A 17947-nucleotide genomic window follows, 5' to 3' on the forward strand; every position below is an offset into this window, starting at 1 on the left:
TTTATGATGAAGAAGATATTCTCTCCATAGCAAAAGAAGGTGAATAAAAGGAGTAAACCATACCTGAGCAAAATGAAGTAAACATAGCCTTTGAACTTTTACTTGAAGAGATTGAAATGAGTTTATCAATTTAGTGTCCAAAGATAGCAAAATACTTTCGCAAACCATTGATTTTACTTGATGTCATTTTTATTTTTTCATTCTTAAGATGAACAGGGTAGCCCGAGAACTATTCAAAGCTTTGAAAGTAGCCAGAGAAGCCCTCAAAATATAAAAAATCTCAATAAATCAAAAACTTATTCAGTCTGTTGTATAAAAATTTGCGATTTTTGAAAATTAAATCCAATATTTTCAATGAGTTACAAATTTTAATTGATAAACTCAGGTATTATTGAGTAACTAAAGATAGAAAAACGAACAGCGAAAAGTTGACTGGGAATTATGAAATATTTTAAAATTTTTTCAAACTCATCCTGAAGGGTGAATCAAAGCCATGAAGGCTCAAGAAGCTTTCATGGCTTTTTTATGGAAAAATGAGAATAGTTTATATAAATAAAATTCAGTATTTTGTAGTAATTTCTGTTTTTTTCCATCTTTTAATTTTTGTGACAGTTTCAAGCTTTGTAAAATTAAATAAAGACTACCAGAAGCTGGAAATTTTTATAATAAATGACGTAACTAAATCATTTAAAGGAGATGTTAAGACTTCAGTTCCTTTAACAAAAAAAACTGTAGAAAAAATCCCTTTTACTGTTAAATCTGATGAGAATATAAAAATTGAGAATCAAAAAACTGAAACTATCACAAATTATTCTTCTTCCCATGTTGAAACATCACAGAAAATATCTTCAAATAAAATTGCATCAAACTTAAAATCAGACAAAGATGGAATTATTGACACAGAGTTTGGTACTGCTTATGGACCTAAGTTTATTCATAGAGAAATTCCTATATATCCACAAATTGCAAGAAGACTGGGAAAAGAGGGAAAAGTTACTCTGAGGCTTACCCTTAATGAAAAAGGAGAACTCATGCATATTGAAATAATAGAAGGAGCTCCTTATGGTTTCACTGAATCAGCCATAGAAGCAGTAAAAAAATCAAAATTTTCACCTGCAATTAAAGATGGTAAACCAGTAGCCTGTCGGGCAATCCTTCCAGTAAGATTTATTCTTAAAAACTGAAAATAATTCAAATTTTTTGAAATATTACTATTTTTTTTGTAAACTAAATAAACAAACACCACGAGGAGGACGAGAATGCAGATTCAGTATGCTGAAAGAATTAGAACTTTACCACCATATCTTTTTGCAGCAATTGACCAAATGAAAAGAGAAGCTCTCTTAAAAGGAGCGGATTTAATTGATTTAAGCATTGGAGATCCTGATATTCCAACTCCTTCTCACATTGTAGATGCAATGAAAAAAGCTGTTGAAAAGTCAGAGCACCACAGATATCCAAGCTATGAAGGAATGCTTTCATACAGAAAGGCTGTGGCTGATTGGTATAAAGAAAGATTCAATGTTGAGCTTGATCCTGAAAAGGAAGTTATCAGTCTTATTGGTTCAAAAGAAGGGATTGGGCACATTCCTCTTGCATTTATTGACCCTGGAGACATTGTTCTTGTGCCATCTCCTGGTTACCCTGTATATCCTGTTGGAACAAAGTTTGCAGGAGGTATTCCTTATTTTATGCCTCTTAAAGAAGACAATGGATTCCTTCCTGATATTGACTCAATTCCAGAAGATGTATGTAAGAAAGCAAAACTTATGTTCATAAATTATCCAAATAATCCTACATCAGCCTGTGCAGGTACGGATTTTTATAAAAAAATCATAGAATTTGCAAATAAATACAATATAATCGTATGTCATGATGCTGCTTACTCAGAGGTTTACTATGAAGAAAAACCTATTAGCTTTATGCAAATAGATGGAGCAAAAGATGTTGGGATAGAATTTCATTCTCTTTCAAAAACATATAATATGACAGGATGGAGAATAGGATTTGCTGTTGGTAATAAAGATATTCTTGCAGGACTTGGCAAGGTTAAAACAAATCTTGATTCTGGAGTTTTTCAAGCAATTCAGGAGGCAAGTATTGTAGCTCTGAAAACTGAAGATACTGTTTTAAAACAAATTAGAAATGTATACAGAGAAAGAAGAGATATTTTATATGAAGGACTTAAAAATGCAGGATTTGCTCTTAAAAAACCTGTAGCAACATTTTATTTATGGGTAAAAGTTCCTAATGGAAAATCCATTGATTTTGTTGCTAAACTTTTAAAAGAAGCTGAAGTTTTATGTACACCTGGAGTAGGTTTTGGTGAACATGGAGAAGGATATATCAGATTTGCTCTTACGCAGTCTAAGGAAAAAATAAAAGAAGCTGTAGAAAGAATAAGGAGGCTTAAACTGTAATGAAAACATTGACAGTAAAGACTTCTTCAAGAGAGGAACTAATTGATATCACTGATGAGGTAGAAAAAGCTGTAAGAGATTCAGGAATTAAAAATGGAGTTTGTTATCTCTATGTTCCTCACACAACCGCAGGCATAACAATAAATGAAGGAGCAGACCCTTCAGTAAAAAAGGATATAATCAATGCATTAAAAAAAATAGCACCCTATGGGGCAGGGTATCTTCATATGGAAGGGAATGCAGACAGTCATATAAAAACAACTCTCGTAGGGTCATCTGTCAATATTTTTATTGAAAATGGAAATCTTATTTTGGGGCAATGGCAGAGCATATTTTTCTGCGAATTTGACGGACCAAGAACAAGAAAAATTTATCTAAAAATACTTAAAGAGGAGGAATAATGTTAAACATTAATGCAATAGCTCCAGAGGAGCTAACACTTGAATCAAATTTTAAGTTTCGCTGTTATCCAGGAATATCCTGTTACAAAAGCTGCTGTAAAAATATTGATATAATGCTTACTCCCTATGACATAATGAGGCTTAGAAATAGATTTGGTATATCTTCAGGTGAGTTTTTGATGAAATATACCTATGTTTTTGTTGAACCTAAGAGCGGATATCCCTTTGTATTTTTGAACAAAAATGATGATGAAGAGAAAACATGCCCTTTTATCTGCGAAGCAGGATGTTCTGTTTATGAAGACAGACCGGCTACCTGTAGATATTATCCTATAGGACAAGCATCCCTTAAAAAGTTTGACTTAACAGATGGAATAACAGAAGAACACTACTTTTTTGTTAAAGAGCCTCACTGCAAGGGATTTGAAGAGGAAAAAGAGTGGACAGTTCAAGAGTGGAGAAAAGACCAAGGAGTTGACGTATATGATGACATGAATAGAGGATGGCGTGAACTTTTCTTTACAAGAAATCTTAAAGCAGAAAAACTTGATGAGAAAAAACAAAAAGCATTTTATACAGCCTGCTATGATATTGATGCATTTAAAAGATTTGTCTTTGAAAGCAAGTTTCTTGATGTCTTTGATGTCTCAGAAGAAAAAATAAATAAAATAAAAAAAGACGAAACAGAACTTATGAATTTCGGTTTTGATTACGTTAAGTTTCTTCTTATGATAAAGGAAACACTGAAGCTGAAAAGGAAATAACTAAGGGTATAAAGCCTTCAACTGCCCACAGGCAGCAAGTATATCTGTGCCTTTGCTTTTTCTTATGAAGACTGAATAACCTCTTGCTGCCAATATTTCCTGAAAATTAAGTATTTCATTATCCTCAGGTCTTTCAAATTCGCATCCTTCCCAAGGATTAAAAGGAATTAAATTTATCTTTGAAGGAATGCCTTTAAGTAGTTCAGAAAGCCTATAAGCATCCTTTTCAGAACAATTTATCCCCTTTATCAATATATACTCAAAGGTTATTCTATGTCTTGGCTTTAATGGATAATCTCTTAAAGTTTTAATAAGTTCATGAAGAGGATACTTTTTATTTATCGGCATTAAATAACTTCTTGTCTTATTGTCTGTTGCATTTAATGAGATAGCTAATTTAATGGCTGGAGCTTTGTATGGTAATTCCTTTATTGCAGGAATTATTCCAGCAGTTGAAAGAGTAATTCTGCTTGGAGAAAATAATATTAAGTCTTTAAGTCTCCATAATGCCTCAACCACATTTTCAAAATTTAACAGAGGCTCCCCCATGCCCATAAAAACAATATTAGTAATCTTTCTATTTTCTTTTTGTATTATTTTGCTTACCTGAATATACTGGTCAACTATTTCCCATGCTTTCAGATTTCTTTTTAATCCAATTTTCCCTGTAAGACAAAATTTACATTTAAGCATACAGCCAACCTGACTTGATACACATAGGGTTAATCTATCTTTATCTGAGATTAAAACACTTTCTATTTTTTCACCATCTTCAAGCTCCCAGAGAAATTTTATAGTCCCATCAATGCTTATTCTTTTATCAAAAAGATTTATTCTCCCGATATAATATTTTTCTGAAAATCTCTCTCTCAATGATTTAGACCATTCAGTGATATCGTTTATTGAGTCTACAAATTTCTTATAAATCCATTGAACTATTTGTTTACTACGATATAATGGAAGAGATTCATCTAATATTATTTTTTCTATCTGTTTTGTGGTAAGCTCTTTCAGATTCTGTTTATACATTATTCGCAATAAAAATCAGGCAAGGGAACTCCAAGACGGGTAAGATAATTTCTAAGATAACCGCAAACTGCTTCAGGATTGTCAATTATTTCAAAATATTTAAAATCATCAAGGCTTATTGCGCCCAAATTCTTTGGAGAATTTTTAAACCAATCAAGAAGTCCTTTCCAGTATTCAGAACCGTAAAGAACAACAGGAAACGAAATAATTTTACCTGTTTGAACAAGCGTTAATGCTTCAAAAAGTTCATCAAGAGTTCCAAATCCGCCTGGGAAAATAACAAAACCTATGGAATATTTTATAAACATAAGTTTTCTTACAAAAAAGTATCTAAAATTTAATGAAATATCAAGATATTTATTGGGACGTTGCTCATGAGGAATTTCTATATTCAATCCAATAGATTTACCCCTGCCTATTTTTGCACCTTTATTTGCTGCTTCCATTATACCAGGACCGCCTCCTGTGATAATTGAAAAACCCGCCTGACTTAGAAGTCTTGCAACTTTAAAGGCTTCTTGATAATAAAAACTTTCCTCTGTTAGTCTTGAACTACCAAATATTGAAACAGCAGGACCTATTCCATGAAGTGTTTCAAATCCTTCAACAAGTTCAGATTGTATTCTGAAGACTCGCCATGTATCAGTAGATTTAAAATCCTCTATCATCTTCATCCTCTATTATTGTTGTTCTTATAAGTGCAAGTATCGCCGAATGTGGTACAATTAAATACTTTTTTTCTTCAAATTCTATTTCAATTCCTGCATCTTTAAGGAAAAGTGCATAGTCACCTTCTTTTGCTTGCAGAGGAATATATCTTATTGATTCGGTGTTTGACTGTTTCCATGGCTCTTCAAGCACAGCAGAAGGATCATTGACTGGATAACCAGGACCAACCTTAACAATTCTACCACCAAGAACCTTGTCTTTTTCCTTAACAGTTGGTGGTAAAAAAAGACCTGCTGAAGTTTTATCCATTCGCTCATCTGGCTCAATAAGAACCCTGTCTCCAACTATTATAAACTCTCTTTTAGTTTTCATAACTTCACTCTATCTTAGCTGCATCTGGTAAACCCACAACTATGACATATCACACAACCTTCTTCATAAGAAAGAGAACTTCCACATTCAGGACAGGCTCCATAGTGAGCTGCCTCTGAATTGTTTTTTATCTCCTCTTTATTTTCCAGACTATTTCCTTTTGTTTCTCTTAATTCTGCCTCTATTGCCTTAGCAATAGCATCTGAACAGCTTGTAATCTTGCCATTACCTGACCAAACAGGAGCATGACAAGAAATACCTTTAAGTTGCTTTACTATTTCTTGTGGCTCAATTCCGCTTCTTAATGCAAGAGAAATTAGCCTTCCAATCGCTTCTGCCTGAGAAGCAGCACATCCTCCTGCTTTTCCTATATTTGTAAAAACTTCAAAAGGTTTTCCATCTTTATCTTTATTTATTGTCACATAAAGATTTCCGCAGCCTGTCTTCATTAATCTTGTAACACCTTTAAGAGTTTCAGGTCTCTTTCTTGGTTTAAGGCTTATCTGTAAAGCTGGGGATTCTGTTTTACCTTTTTGAATAACCTGTCCATGTCTTGAACCATCTCTATAAACAGTAACACCTTTACATCCAAGACGATATGCAAGGAGATAAACTTCTCTTACATCCTCTTCTGTTGCCTGATTTGGAAGATTTACAGTTTTACTGACTGCATTGTCAACATACTGTTGAAATGCTGCCTGCATCCTTATATGTTCAGATGGAGAAACTTCATGAGCTGTTACAAAAATTTTCTTTATTTCCTCAGGTATTTCTTTTATTCCCTGAATTGAACCAGTTTCAGCTATTTTATCTGCCAAACTATCAGACCATATCCCTATTTTTTCCATTTCTTTTTTAAAGTAAGGATTAACTTCTACAAGCCTTGTTCCATCCATTACATTTCTTGCAAAACAGAGAGCAAAAAGAGGTTCTATCCCAGATGAGCAACCTGCAATAATTGAAAGAGTTCCTGTCGGTGCAATTGTTGTTATCGTCGCATTCCTTAAAGGCATTTTGTCATAGTAAATGCTCTTTGCATAGTTTGGAAATGTCCCTCTTTCCTTTGCAAGTTCTTTAGAAGCAAGTCGTCCTTCATGAAGTATGAACTTCATTAATTCTTCTGCTAAATTTAATGCTTCCTTTGAATTATAAGGAATTTTCAATTGAATCAGCATATCAGCCCATCCCATTACTCCAAGTCCTATTTTTCTGTTTGCCTTTGTGTTCTGTTCAATAAGCGACAAAGGATATTTGTTTGCATCAATAACATTATCAAGAAAATGGACAGCCTTCCATACTGTATCTTTAAGAAGTTCCCAGTCAACAGAGTTATCTTTAACCATTTTTGCAAGATTTATTGAGCCAAGATTACAGGATTCATAGGGTAAAAGTGGTTGTTCTCCGCATGGATTAGTTGCCTCAATCTCACCAAGTGACGGTGTTGGGTTAGCCGCATTTATTCTATCAAGAAAAACAATCCCGGGTTCACCATTTTTCCATGCCTGATGAACAATCAGGTCAAAAACTTCTTTAGCTTTAAGGCGTTTTACAATCTTTCCTGAACGAGGATTAATAAGCTCATATTCTTCATCGTTTATAACAGCTTTCATAAATTCTTCTGTCAGTCCTACTGAAATATTAAAATTTGTGAATTTTGTGAGGTCATCCTTGCAGGTTATAAACTCTAAAATATCAGGATGGTCTACTCTTAAAAGTCCCATATTTGCACCTCTGCGCCTGCCACCCTGCTTTACAGCTTCTGTAGCGGAATCAAAAACACTCATAAAAGATACAGGACCTGAGCTTATGCCTTTGGTTGAACCTACAACATCGCCTTTTGGTCTAAGACGGGAAAAACTGAATCCTGTTCCTCCTCCAGATTTATGTATTATTGCTGCATATTTTACTGCATCAAAGATTCCTTCCATAGAATCCTCAACAGGTAAAACAAAACAAGCACTCAACTGACCAAGTGGAGTTCCAGCATTCATAAGAGTTGGTGAGTTTGGTAAAAATCTTAAAGAAGTCATAAGTTCAAAAAATTCTTCTTTTGTTCTATACACTTCTTTTTCTGATTTACCATATATTGTATCTATTTGAGCAATTGCAGTTGCAACTCTTGTAAAAAGTTCTTCAGGGGTTTCTATCAATATACCGTCTTCGTTCTTTTTAAGATATCGTCTTTTTAAAACTTCTATAGCATTGTCTGTCAATTCAAATGTTTGTTTAATTTTTTCCATTTTCCCTCCCTCTTTTAGAGTAAATTAGTTGTTAATAAATAAAACTTTAGATTATAATTTTAAGCATGACTGCAGATATTTTTCTACTCCTTTTTAATCTTTTGTTGATATTGCTTAGCGCAGAAGTATTTACAAATGGGATTGAAGTCTTCGGGAAAAAACTTTCACTCAGTCAAGCAGTTGTAGGAAGCATTCTTGCAGCTGTGGGAACCGCACTTCCTGAAACAATCCTTCCATTGGTAGCTATTTTCTTACATAAAGGAGAAGCAGGACATAGTATTGGAATCGGTGCAATCTTGGGTGCTCCATTTATGCTTGCAACATTGGCTTTTTTGCTTATAGGCTTAACTGTTTTAATTGCCTATATCTCAAAAAAAAGAACCTTTGTTTTTGATGCAGAAATTCCAACAGTAAAAAGAGATTTAATATTTTTTCTCTGCATGTATTCTTGCGGAATTTTTTTACCAATGTTAATAATCCCGCATATAATAGTTGCCTTTTTACTTGTAATCGGCTACACTGTATATCTTTATCTTACCTTTAAAAGTGAAAGTGATGCTTTGATACATGAAGAAAAACTTTATCTTGAAAAATTTTTTGGGAAAATTCTTCCTGTAGAAAGATTCAAAGGCTTCTTTTCCTTTGTTCAGGTTCTGTTAGCTCTTTTTATAATGATAGAAGGTGCTCATGGATTTGTTTCTGCTCTTCAGCATGTCTCTTTAATGCTTGGGTTTGACCCTCTTCTTTTTGCTCTATTAATAGCACCTGTTGCAACTGAACTTCCTGAAAAGTTTAATTCAGTAACATGGACATTTAAAGGAAGAGATACCTTGGCAATGGGAAATGTAACAGGAGCAATGGTCTTTCAGTCAACTTTCCCTGTTTCTGTGGGAATTATTTTTACAGACTGGAATATAACAGGATATGCCTTATTGAGTGCCTGCCTGGCAATTCTTGCAGGTTTGATAATTTTAGGGGAGATCCACTTTAGAAAGCGAATCTCCCCTCTTACTTTAATTTTGTCTGGCTCTTTTTATTTGCTCTATGCCATTTTGATAATTAAACCTTTTTAATCACTCCTCCTCTTCCTCTAATAATTCTTCTACTTCTTCTTTTCCTTCTTCCAGTTCATCTTCTTGTTCTTCATCATTCATTAGAAGGAGGGTGAGAAACTCTCCAACATGGGTTTTTTCTTCTCTTGCAATATCAAGAAAAATTGTTTTAATTTTTTCGTCATTTGTCAATGAAGCAAGTTGCTCATAAAGATTAATAGCATCAAGCTCAGCAATAAGTCCTATTCGTAAAATCTGTCTGTTAATATCTTCTTGTTCTAATTTGTCCATAGAAAAAGGAATCTGGGAAAGCATAGAATACCTCCTCTTTTTTCTTTAATTATACCTAATTTTTAAAAACCTGTCCAGTAAAATGTGGTAAAATTAGAAAGAGTTTAACGAAAAATTTCATCAATAGGAGGAGGTTTAAAATGAGAGAAGAAGGAAAAATTTTAGTAGCATTTCTTATAGGTGGAATAATTGGCGCGGCAGTATCACTTCTTTATGCACCAAAATCAGGAGAAGAAACAAGAAAAGATATTAAAAAGAAAGCAAAGGAACTTAAGAAAAAGACAGTGAAAGCTGCAGAAGAACTTTACGAAGAAATTGAAGAGCTTTCAGAAATGCTAAAAGAGAAAGTTAAAGATATTAAAGAACGTGGTCAGGAATTAAGCTCAGATGCTAAAAAAGAAATTTTAAATCAGATTGAAAAACTTTCAAAAACAATTGATGAAAAAAAGAAAAGACTTCTGGAGAAGTTTGATTGATTGAAAAAAAAGCTCTTCAGGAGTTAGATTTTTACAAAATATTAGGATTAATAGAGGAGTTTGCAGGTTCAGAAGCTACTAAAAAGGCTATTCAACAAATTTTTCCTTTTGATGAGTTTACATCGGCCGAGAATTCTCTTAAAGAATTTGAAGAAATAAAAAGATATTTTGACACAGGGGGACAACTTCAAATATCTTCTTTTCCTGATATTGCTAATTTAATTGAAAAAGCTAAAAAAGAAGGAGCATTTTTTGAACCCTCGGAATTAACTCAGTTTTTAAAGGTTTTAAGAGTTTTAGATAAAATTTCTTCATATATTGATGAGTTTTTCAATTTTCCTTTTTTAAGCCAGAAAATAAAAAATATTCTCAAAACTAATCTATCAATTGGACAGCCCTATATTCTTGAAAGACTTGAAAATACAGTTGATGAAGAAGGTAATATTCTTGATACAGCTTCTTCAACTCTAAAATATATCAGAAAGCAGATTAAATTAACTGAAGAGAAAATAAAACAAAAACTTGAAGAAATAATTAATCGTTCAAATGTTCTGGTTTTTCTTCAGGATAGATTTATTACAAAAAGAAATAACCGATGGGTCATTCCTGTCAGAATGGACTCAAAAGGACAGATTCCAGGAGTTGTTCATGATGTTTCCCGTTCAGGAGAAACAGCATTTATTGAACCTGCTGAAATAACAGCTTTTTCTAAAAAACTTGAGGAACTTTTAATTGAACAGAGACTGGAAGAAATCAAAATTTTAAAAGAATTATCCTTTGAAATTCATCAAATCAGTGAAACACTTCATAGGGAATTTAATTTGCTTGTGTATCTTGATAAAATGCTCTCTATATATAAGTTTTCTCAAAAATTTAATGCAGAGGCACCACAACTAACAAGAGAAATCAATATAAGTTTGATTAATGCAAAACATCCTCTTCTTCTGCTTTCAAAACAGGTGGTTCCTCTCAATCTTGAACTCAAGAATAAAAAAGTTCTTGTTATCACAGGTCCAAACGCAGGGGGTAAAACTGTAACAATAAAAACCATAGGACTTCTAACAGCAATGGCGATTTCAGGACTTCCAATTCCAGCAAGTCCATCTTCTATAATTCCTTTTGTAAAAAACATATATGTTGACCTATATCATGAAGGCTCAATTGAAGAACATCTTTCAAGCTTTGCATTACACATAATAACTCTTAAAAAAATAATAGAGCAGGCTGACTCAGAAAGCCTTATTCTACTTGATGAAATAGGAACAAACACAGACCCTGAGGAAGGCTCTGCTTTAGCCTGTGCAATACTTGAAGAATTAAAAAATAGGGAAGCCCTTACATTTGCAACAACTCATTTAAGTAAAGTTAAAATTTTTGCCGCCACTCAGCAGAATATAGAAATAGCCTCAATGCTTTTTGATGAAAAAACCATGACACCGCTATATAAATTAAGCATTGGTAGTCTCACTCCTTCCTATGCCCTTGAAGTTGCTCAGAAGTATGGGTTTCCTGAAAATCTTATCAGACGAGCATATGAACTCAAAGGAACTCAGGATAGAGAAATATACGAACTTATTAAAGAACTTGAAAAAAACAAACAGGAATATGAAACGAAACTTGCAGAGATTGAAAAAATTAAAAATATTATGGATTCAGAGAAAAACAGACTGGAAAAAGAATTAGTTTTCGCATCTGAAAATAAGAAAAAAATCATTGAACAGGCAAAAATAGAAGCTCAATCCATGCTAACAAAACTTAAAAAAGAGATTAACTTTCTTTATGAAGAAGCCAAAAAAGCAGACAGAAAAAAACTTAGAGAGATATCCCAGAAAATATCTGATATCTCAAAAAAGTTTATTTCTGAAGAACCCAAAAAACAGGAAGAATTAAACCCTGGGGATATTGTGAAAATCAGGAATTTAAATCTTTCAGGTAAAATATTAATAATTGAAGATGGTAGAGCAAAGATTCAGACGGATACCGCGCAGATTGAGGCAGAATTAAGAGAACTTGAGAAAGTGTCTTTTCATGAGGAGCAAGAGAGTAATAAAAGATTGGATATTTTCAGCGTTACAAATAAAAAAGCTATTGAAAACTATAAAGAAGAATATCCTTCTAAAAAACTTGATATTAGAGGAATGAGAGTTGATGAAGCTATTCCCTTGGTTGAAAGATTTTTAAATGAACTGTCATTTAGTGAGTCTAATAGAGGGATAATATTGCATGGCATAGGAAAGGGCATTTTGAGGGATGCTATAAGAGACTATATAAAAGACCACCCTGCTGTGAAAAGCTTCCGCAAAGGCAATCCTGATGAAGGTGGAGATGCTGTAACAGTGATTGAGATGAAATGAAAATCATTGGTATTGTCGGAGCAGGTAAGGCAAATAAAGAACTTTTAAAATCAGCAGAAGAGGTAGGACGTCTTCTTGCGATAGAGGGCGTTATTATTGTTACAGGTGGGTTAGGAGGAGTAATGGAGGCTGTGTGCCGAGGAGCTTATATAAATGGAGGAATTACAGTAGGAATACTACCAACAGATAGAAAAGAAGATGCTAATCCATATGTAAAAATTCCTATCCCAACAGGTATGGGAGAGATGAGAAATAGTTTGATAGTTAGAGCATCTGATATTCTTATTGCCATAGGAGGAGGATACGGAACACTCAGTGAAATAGCTTTAGCATTAAAAACTGGTAAAAAAGTAATTGGATTAAAAACATGGAATATCCCTGGTATAATAGAGTCTCACTCAGTAGAGGAAGCAGTAAGCATCGCAACATCTTTAATCAAGGGCAAATAAATTTTAAAGGTTGTTCCTTTCCCTATCTCACTCTGCACTTCAATAAATCCAGAGTGGTCTTTGATAATTTTATAAACAATTGAAAGCCCAAGACCTGTTCCTTTAGCTCCTTTTGTTGTAAAAAATGGCTCAAATATTCTTTTTATTGTTTCTTCATCCATACCAACTCCTGTATCTGATACAGATAAAACAGCAAATTGTTTATCCAAAAAAGAAGCTGTTTTTGTTTTTATTGTCAATGTTCCACCTTCTGGCATCGCATCTTTAGCATTCAGTACTAAGTTCATTAAAACTTCATCAAAAGCTTCAATATCAAGCTTCACAGGAAGTGGTGTGTTTAATATTTCATAAACTATTTTTATAGAATCTTCAGTAGACACTTCTATTTTTGTCTTCATGGAAAGAATAATTGAATTTAAATCAGTAATTTTCATTTCATATTTTCTTTCACCTGTAACATTTAAAATTTCTTTTGTAAGATATATTGCTCTTTTTGATGCATTGATTATCTGGTCTAAAGCATTTTTTGCAAACTCGTTTGAAACTTTTGGTTGAGCAAGAGTTGCAAATCCTTGAATAATATTAATAATATCTTTAAATCTGTGCACTGCTTCACCAAGAGAACGCCTGACAGATTCAAAATGATTGGATTCCTGAATTTTTCTTTCAATCTCCTTTGCTTTCAATATTTGCATTGAAACATCTGAAATTGCTCTACTTAAATATCCTATCTCATCTGTTCTTTGAGAATGTTTTTCAAGATATATTTTCTTAAATCCAATTTCTGGCATTTGTTTTGAGATATCTATTAAAGGCTCTATATATCTTCGGGAAATATACAGGAATACAAAAAATGTAAGCAATAAAGAAAAAAAGGACTGATAGAAAAGATGAAGCCTGAGACTTTTTGTTATAGCAACATGGGGAATCAATACTACAAGGGAATATTGTCTATTTTTGTTTTCCCATTTTTTAATATTTACAAACCATTTTTGATTATTGAAAGTGATATTGGAAGCGTTTACTCCTGAATTTAATGCTTTGAAAAGTAACGGGAATTTTTTCTCATCAAGAGTATAAATTTTACTTTGTTCAGGCTGGACTTCATCAGTATAAGCTATTACATGGTCTCCGTTTGAAAGTAGATAAAGCTTTGTCTCAGGATGAACATTTTCTTTTATTTTATTAAGAAGAACAGATAAATCTTTAATCATTATATCAATACCGACAATTTGCTTTGAGTTTCTACAGAGTTTTAAAGAAGCTGTTACTCCTGGGTCTTTTGTTGTTCTGAATATATATTCTTTACTCCACTGAATATCCTTAGAGTGTAATGCCTGGTTATACCAAACTGTTTTTCTCGGATCATAGTTATCTTTGACTCTTATTTTTTTTATTATTTTGCCGTCATTATTCAAGGTATTCCAAACTACATGTTCTGTATCTCCAACTCTTTTAATTCTATTTAACCATTTGCCCCTGTCATTTAAGATAAGATAACCATTCCCATTTCCGTCTCCATAGTTTATTGAAGTAACATAAGGATATTTTTTCATAAACTCCATTAAAAATCTGTTAGTCTTTTCAACTTCATTAAAATCTAAAACTCTACAACATACAAGAGCCTCAACATTGTATAAAAATACTTCAACAGGCTTTGTTATATTTTCAGTTCCCTTCTGAAAAAGAGCAGATACTGTATCAATATGGTGGTCAAAAAATTTTTTATAAAAGTGGTATGAAAATAGATAGTTGTTTGTTAATATGCCTGTCACAAGAACAAATATTACCATTACAAAAAGCCATTTAATACTCAATATAAATTTTGCCATCTTAACTAAATTATACTTGTAATAAAAAATTTTGACTACATATGAAGGTATATTTCTGTTTTTTTTAAAAACTAAAAAATTTTTATAAAAATTTGCAGATAATGTTTAAACTCTTTTAAAATTTAAACTATAATGAAACCCAAAAATCTTTCAATAAGCACAAAGTTCACGCTTTCAATCATTTTGATAATTTTGGCTTTCTGTATATTGTTTTCTTTTTTACTTTACTATCACCTCAAACAAAAAGTAATAGAAGATGCAAACGAAAAAACAAGAATTATTATTACACAGATTGATGCACTTGGTAATTATGTTAAAGAAGAACTAAGACCCGCGATTTTCAAACTTCTTTATGAAACTGGCAAAAAAGATGAATTTATCGTTGAAGGGATGTCAACAACTCATGTAAGGCTAAGTGTAATGAAAAGATTCAACAATAAAATAGGAAATTACATGTATAAAAGAGTTTCTTTAGACCCTATTAATCCAGAACATAAAGCTGATGCATTATATGTCAAATTAATAGAGTATTTTAAGAGAAATAAAACTCAAGAATCATGGAGTGGAATTATTACATATAATGGGCAAGAAATACTCGTGATGGCAAAACCTGTTATTGTTGAAAAAGGATGTTTAATATGTCATGGAAAGATTAACAACGCTCCTAAGGCTTTACTTAAAATGTTTCCTCGTTCCAAGGACTTTACATGGAAAGAAGGCGATATCATGGGAATTGAATCAGTCTCTCTTCCAATTGCTTCTACCTTAGGAGAGATAAAAGGTGTTGCTATTTCAACATTTCTTTTTGGAGCTGTCTCTCTTTTATTTCTTTTTGTCACTCTCCATGGTGCTTTCTGGAGCTTTGTCATTAAACCACTCAAAAGATTGAGTTCTTTATTCAGAGGAATAGTAAATGGAACAGAACCTCTAAATCAAACCATTGAAGTAAAAACAAAAGATGAAATTGGTGATTTAATTCTTTCATTTAATCAAATGGCAAAGTATTTATATGATGCTCAGGAAGCTACGAAAAAATATGCAGATACTCTACAGACAATATTTGAAGGAATAACAGACCCTCTTGCACTTGTGAATCCTGATTGTACTGTTGAGATGACAAATCATGCCTATAGAACATGGATGATAGAAGGCAGAGCTGCTGTATTTAATGAACAATGCGATATTGAAAAGCTTGATGCAGACAAACTATGTCCTGTCTACTTTCTCAAGAAAGTAATAGACACGAAAAAACCGTTTTCAGAATACTGGGAAGGTGAAGACCAAAGACACTATTTTATTCATCTTTATCCAATTTTTGATGACAGAGAAAATGTAATAAAAGTAGTTCACTATGTCAAAGATATTACAGAGAAAAGAAAAATTGAAGAACAGATGCGGATTACAGAAAAACTTGCAGCAATCGGACAGCTTTCAGCAGGTTTAGCTCACGAAATCAATAATCCGCTTGGTGGAATAAGGCTTTGTTTTAATAATTTGATTAACACTGAGATGGATGAAAAAACAAAAAATATGCATGTTGAGGTTATAAATCACGGACTTACAAAAATTCAGGAAATAATAAAACAACTTCTTGATTTTTCAAAACAAACAGAGCTTATAATTTCAGCTGTCTCTGTTAATAATCTTGTAGAAAATGTTTTAAAATTAACTGACTATCTTATCTCTAAAAAAGGGATTAAAGTCATAAAAAAGCTATCTAACGAGATTCCTGAAATCATGATTGACTCAAATAAAATAGAACAAGTATTTTTAAATATCGTGCTTAATGCTATCCAGGCAATGGATGGAAAAGAAGGAGTTCTAACTATAGAGAGTTTTCTGAAAAATGGAAAATGTTATATTGCATTTACTGACACAGGCAATGGTATTCCTGATGATATATTACCAAAAATTTTTGACCCATTTTTTACAACAAAACCAGTTGGACAGGGAACAGGTCTTGGACTATCTGTGAGTAAATCTATTATAGAACAACATAGTGGAAGAATTCTTGTTAAAACTTCTTCATCAGGTACTACTTTTACTGTGGAATTGCCAGTAAAATGAAAGAAAAAATTATTATAGTTGAAGATGACCCTGCAATGAGACTCGGTATGAATCATTTTCTCAGAGCATACGGCTATGAAGCAACATCCTGCGATGATGGAGCAAAGGCTTTATCAATCCTTGATTCAGAAATATTTGACATAGCAATTGTTGACCTTAAACTTCCCGGAGTTGATGGACTTACTTTACTCAAACATATAAAAACAATATCTCCACAAACTGGAGTAATAATTATAACAGCATTTGCCGAAGTAAAAACTGCTGTTCAGGCAATAAAAGATGGCGCTTTTGACTACATTGCCAAACCATTTACAAATGAGGAACTTCTTTTGGTAATAGAAAGATTCTTAAAATTCCGCACTCTTGAAAAAGAAGTAAAATATCTGAGTGAGCTTGTTAAGAAGAAAGATGAATTTGAGGGAATAGTTTCTACAAGTTCTGTTATGAAAGAAATTTTTGATAAAATTGATGCCGTAGCTAAGACAGATGTGCCTGTTTTAATTCAGGGTGAAAGCGGCACTGGCAAAGAACTCATTGCAAATGCAATTCAGAAACAGAGCTTAAGGAAAGAAAAGCCATATATCAAAATAAACTGTGCTGCAATACCTGAGACTCTTTTTGAATCTGAACTTTTTGGATATGAAAAAGGTGCTTTTACAGGTGCAACTGAAACCAAAAAGGGTAAATTTGAGCTTGCAAACGGAGGAACTATATTTTTTGATGAGATCGGAGATATGCCACTCAGTCTTCAGGCAAAACTTCTAAGAGTTATTGAGGATGGAATTGTGTATCGTCTTGGAGGTAAAGAGCCTATTAAAATTAATGTAAGATGTATTTATGCTACAAGTAAAAATCTTAAAGAGTTAATAAAAGCTGAAAAATTCAGAGAAGACCTCTTTTACAGAATAAATGTAATGCCCATAGCAATTCCTCCTTTAAAAGAAAGAAAAGAAGATATTCCTGTATTAATTGAAAAATTTTTAAAAATTTTTTCAGAAAAATATGGCAAACAAAATATCACTATTTCTCCTTCAGCTTATGAGGCATTGCTATCCTACGACTATCCTGGAAATGTAAGAGAGTTAAAACATGCAATTGAAAGAGCGTTACTTCTTTCAAAAGATGGAGTGATTGATATTAAACATCTTCCTGAAGAATTTTCCCCGCTTTCATCATTTCAAAAAAAATGTTTTATAAGTAACTTTTCACTTAAAGAATGCATTGAAAACTTTGAAAAAAATCTGATAATAAAAGCTCTTCAGGAATGCGGATGGAAAAAAACAGAAGCTGCAAAAAAACTTGGCATAAGCCGAAAGGCTTTGTGGGAAAAAATTAAATTTTACGGAATTGAACCAAACCCCTGATAGAAAATATCCTTTTCCACAACAATTGGAGATTTACTGCTTCAGAAGATTTATGGCAAATTATTTTTAAACGGAGGGGGAGGGATTCGAACCCCCGGTAGAGTTACCCCTACAGCGGTTTTCAAGACCGCCGCCTTAAACCACTCGGCCACCCCTCCAATTTTTTT

Annotated in this window: 16 protein-coding genes and 1 tRNA gene; 10 read left to right on the forward strand and 7 right to left on the reverse strand. The window is 32.8% G+C overall.

Annotated features, from left to right (window positions below):
• The first annotated feature begins 533 nt into the window (after positions 1-533).
• The 4 genes from FLY87_RS03610 to FLY87_RS03625 all read left to right on the forward strand — a co-directional run bounded on the left by FLY87_RS03610 (position 534) and on the right by FLY87_RS03625 (position 3585).
• The gene (locus FLY87_RS03610; RefSeq protein WP_141266319.1) at positions 534-1184 is read left to right on the forward strand and encodes an energy transducer TonB; all 651 of its coding nucleotides are present in this window, start codon (positions 534-536) and stop codon (positions 1182-1184) included.
• Between the two features lie 75 nt (positions 1185-1259).
• Positions 1260-2420 (forward strand): LL-diaminopimelate aminotransferase, encoded by a 1161-nt coding sequence (locus FLY87_RS03615; protein ID WP_141266320.1) that lies wholly within the window; start codon positions 1260-1262, stop codon positions 2418-2420.
• Positions 2420-2821 (forward strand): secondary thiamine-phosphate synthase enzyme YjbQ, encoded by a 402-nt coding sequence (locus tag FLY87_RS03620; RefSeq protein ID WP_012545896.1) that lies wholly within the window; start codon positions 2420-2422, stop codon positions 2819-2821. Before FLY87_RS03615 ends, FLY87_RS03620 begins: the two co-directional genes overlap by 1 nt.
• Positions 2821-3585, forward strand: a complete 765-nt coding sequence (locus FLY87_RS03625) for a YkgJ family cysteine cluster protein (RefSeq protein ID WP_141266321.1) — start codon at positions 2821-2823, stop codon at positions 3583-3585. Before FLY87_RS03620 ends, FLY87_RS03625 begins: the two co-directional genes overlap by 1 nt.
• Here the strand turns inward: FLY87_RS03625 and rlmN are convergent, their stop codons facing one another.
• The 4 genes from rlmN to FLY87_RS03645 are packed head-to-tail and all read right to left on the reverse strand — an operon-like array spanning position 3586 to position 7895.
• Complete coding sequence (gene rlmN, locus FLY87_RS03630; protein ID WP_012546659.1) at positions 3586-4614, reverse strand: 23S rRNA (adenine(2503)-C(2))-methyltransferase RlmN; 1029 nt, start codon at positions 4612-4614, stop codon at positions 3586-3588.
• Positions 4614-5282, reverse strand: a complete 669-nt coding sequence (locus FLY87_RS03635; RefSeq protein ID WP_012545458.1) for a TIGR00730 family Rossman fold protein — start codon at positions 5280-5282, stop codon at positions 4614-4616. The genes rlmN and FLY87_RS03635 overlap by 1 nt, the downstream gene beginning before the upstream one ends.
• The gene (locus tag FLY87_RS03640) at positions 5266-5655 is read right to left on the reverse strand and encodes a co-chaperone GroES family protein (protein ID WP_012545317.1); all 390 of its coding nucleotides are present in this window, start codon (positions 5653-5655) and stop codon (positions 5266-5268) included. Before FLY87_RS03640 ends, FLY87_RS03635 begins: the two co-directional genes overlap by 17 nt.
• Before the next feature lie 14 nt (positions 5656-5669).
• Positions 5670-7895, reverse strand: coding sequence for a vitamin B12-dependent ribonucleotide reductase (locus FLY87_RS03645; RefSeq protein WP_012545329.1), 2226 nt, complete (start codon positions 7893-7895; stop codon positions 5670-5672).
• Between the two features lie 65 nt (positions 7896-7960).
• Between FLY87_RS03645 and FLY87_RS03650 the strand changes: the two genes are divergently transcribed.
• On the forward strand, positions 7961-8968 hold the full coding sequence (locus tag FLY87_RS03650; RefSeq protein ID WP_012546217.1) for a sodium:calcium antiporter: 1008 nt from the start codon (positions 7961-7963) through the stop codon (positions 8966-8968).
• On the opposite strand, the gene FLY87_RS03655 is transcribed toward FLY87_RS03650, so the two are convergent.
• The gene (locus tag FLY87_RS03655; RefSeq protein WP_012545162.1) at positions 8969-9262 is read right to left on the reverse strand and encodes a methyltransferase; all 294 of its coding nucleotides are present in this window, start codon (positions 9260-9262) and stop codon (positions 8969-8971) included.
• A 116-nt stretch (positions 9263-9378) separates the two neighbouring features.
• Between FLY87_RS03655 and FLY87_RS03660 the strand changes: the two genes are divergently transcribed.
• From FLY87_RS03660 to FLY87_RS03670, 3 genes are read left to right on the forward strand one after another with little or no spacing between them, the layout of a single operon-like run.
• Complete coding sequence (locus tag FLY87_RS03660) at positions 9379-9714, forward strand: YtxH domain-containing protein (RefSeq protein ID WP_012546034.1); 336 nt, start codon at positions 9379-9381, stop codon at positions 9712-9714.
• The gene (locus FLY87_RS03665) at positions 9711-12068 is read left to right on the forward strand and encodes an endonuclease MutS2 (protein WP_141266322.1); all 2358 of its coding nucleotides are present in this window, start codon (positions 9711-9713) and stop codon (positions 12066-12068) included. Before FLY87_RS03660 ends, FLY87_RS03665 begins: the two co-directional genes overlap by 4 nt.
• A complete protein-coding gene (locus FLY87_RS03670; RefSeq protein WP_028842169.1) occupies positions 12065-12517 on the forward strand; it encodes a TIGR00725 family protein in 453 nt (150 codons plus the stop codon). The genes FLY87_RS03665 and FLY87_RS03670 overlap by 4 nt, the downstream gene beginning before the upstream one ends.
• On the opposite strand, the gene FLY87_RS03675 is transcribed toward FLY87_RS03670, so the two are convergent.
• Positions 12463-14349, reverse strand: coding sequence for an ATP-binding protein (locus FLY87_RS03675; protein ID WP_141266323.1), 1887 nt, complete (start codon positions 14347-14349; stop codon positions 12463-12465). The two genes, FLY87_RS03670 and FLY87_RS03675, sit on opposite strands and share 55 nt — an antisense overlap.
• 132 nt (positions 14350-14481) lie before the next feature.
• Between FLY87_RS03675 and FLY87_RS03680 the strand changes: the two genes are divergently transcribed.
• Together FLY87_RS03680 and FLY87_RS03685 are read left to right on the forward strand one after the other, a co-directional pair.
• On the forward strand, positions 14482-16416 hold the full coding sequence (locus FLY87_RS03680) for a DUF3365 domain-containing protein (RefSeq protein ID WP_012545582.1): 1935 nt from the start codon (positions 14482-14484) through the stop codon (positions 16414-16416).
• On the forward strand, positions 16413-17780 hold the full coding sequence (locus FLY87_RS03685) for a sigma-54 dependent transcriptional regulator (RefSeq protein WP_012546691.1): 1368 nt from the start codon (positions 16413-16415) through the stop codon (positions 17778-17780). The genes FLY87_RS03680 and FLY87_RS03685 overlap by 4 nt, the downstream gene beginning before the upstream one ends.
• A gap of 71 nt (positions 17781-17851) precedes the next feature.
• On the opposite strand, the gene FLY87_RS03690 is transcribed toward FLY87_RS03685, so the two are convergent.
• A tRNA-Ser gene (locus tag FLY87_RS03690) sits at positions 17852-17938 on the reverse strand.
• Positions 17939-17947: the final 9 nt, after the last annotated feature.

Source organism: Thermodesulfovibrio sp. Kuro-1 (assembly GCF_006538445.1).
Lineage (GTDB): Bacteria > Nitrospirota > Thermodesulfovibrionia > Thermodesulfovibrionales > Thermodesulfovibrionaceae > Thermodesulfovibrio > Thermodesulfovibrio yellowstonii.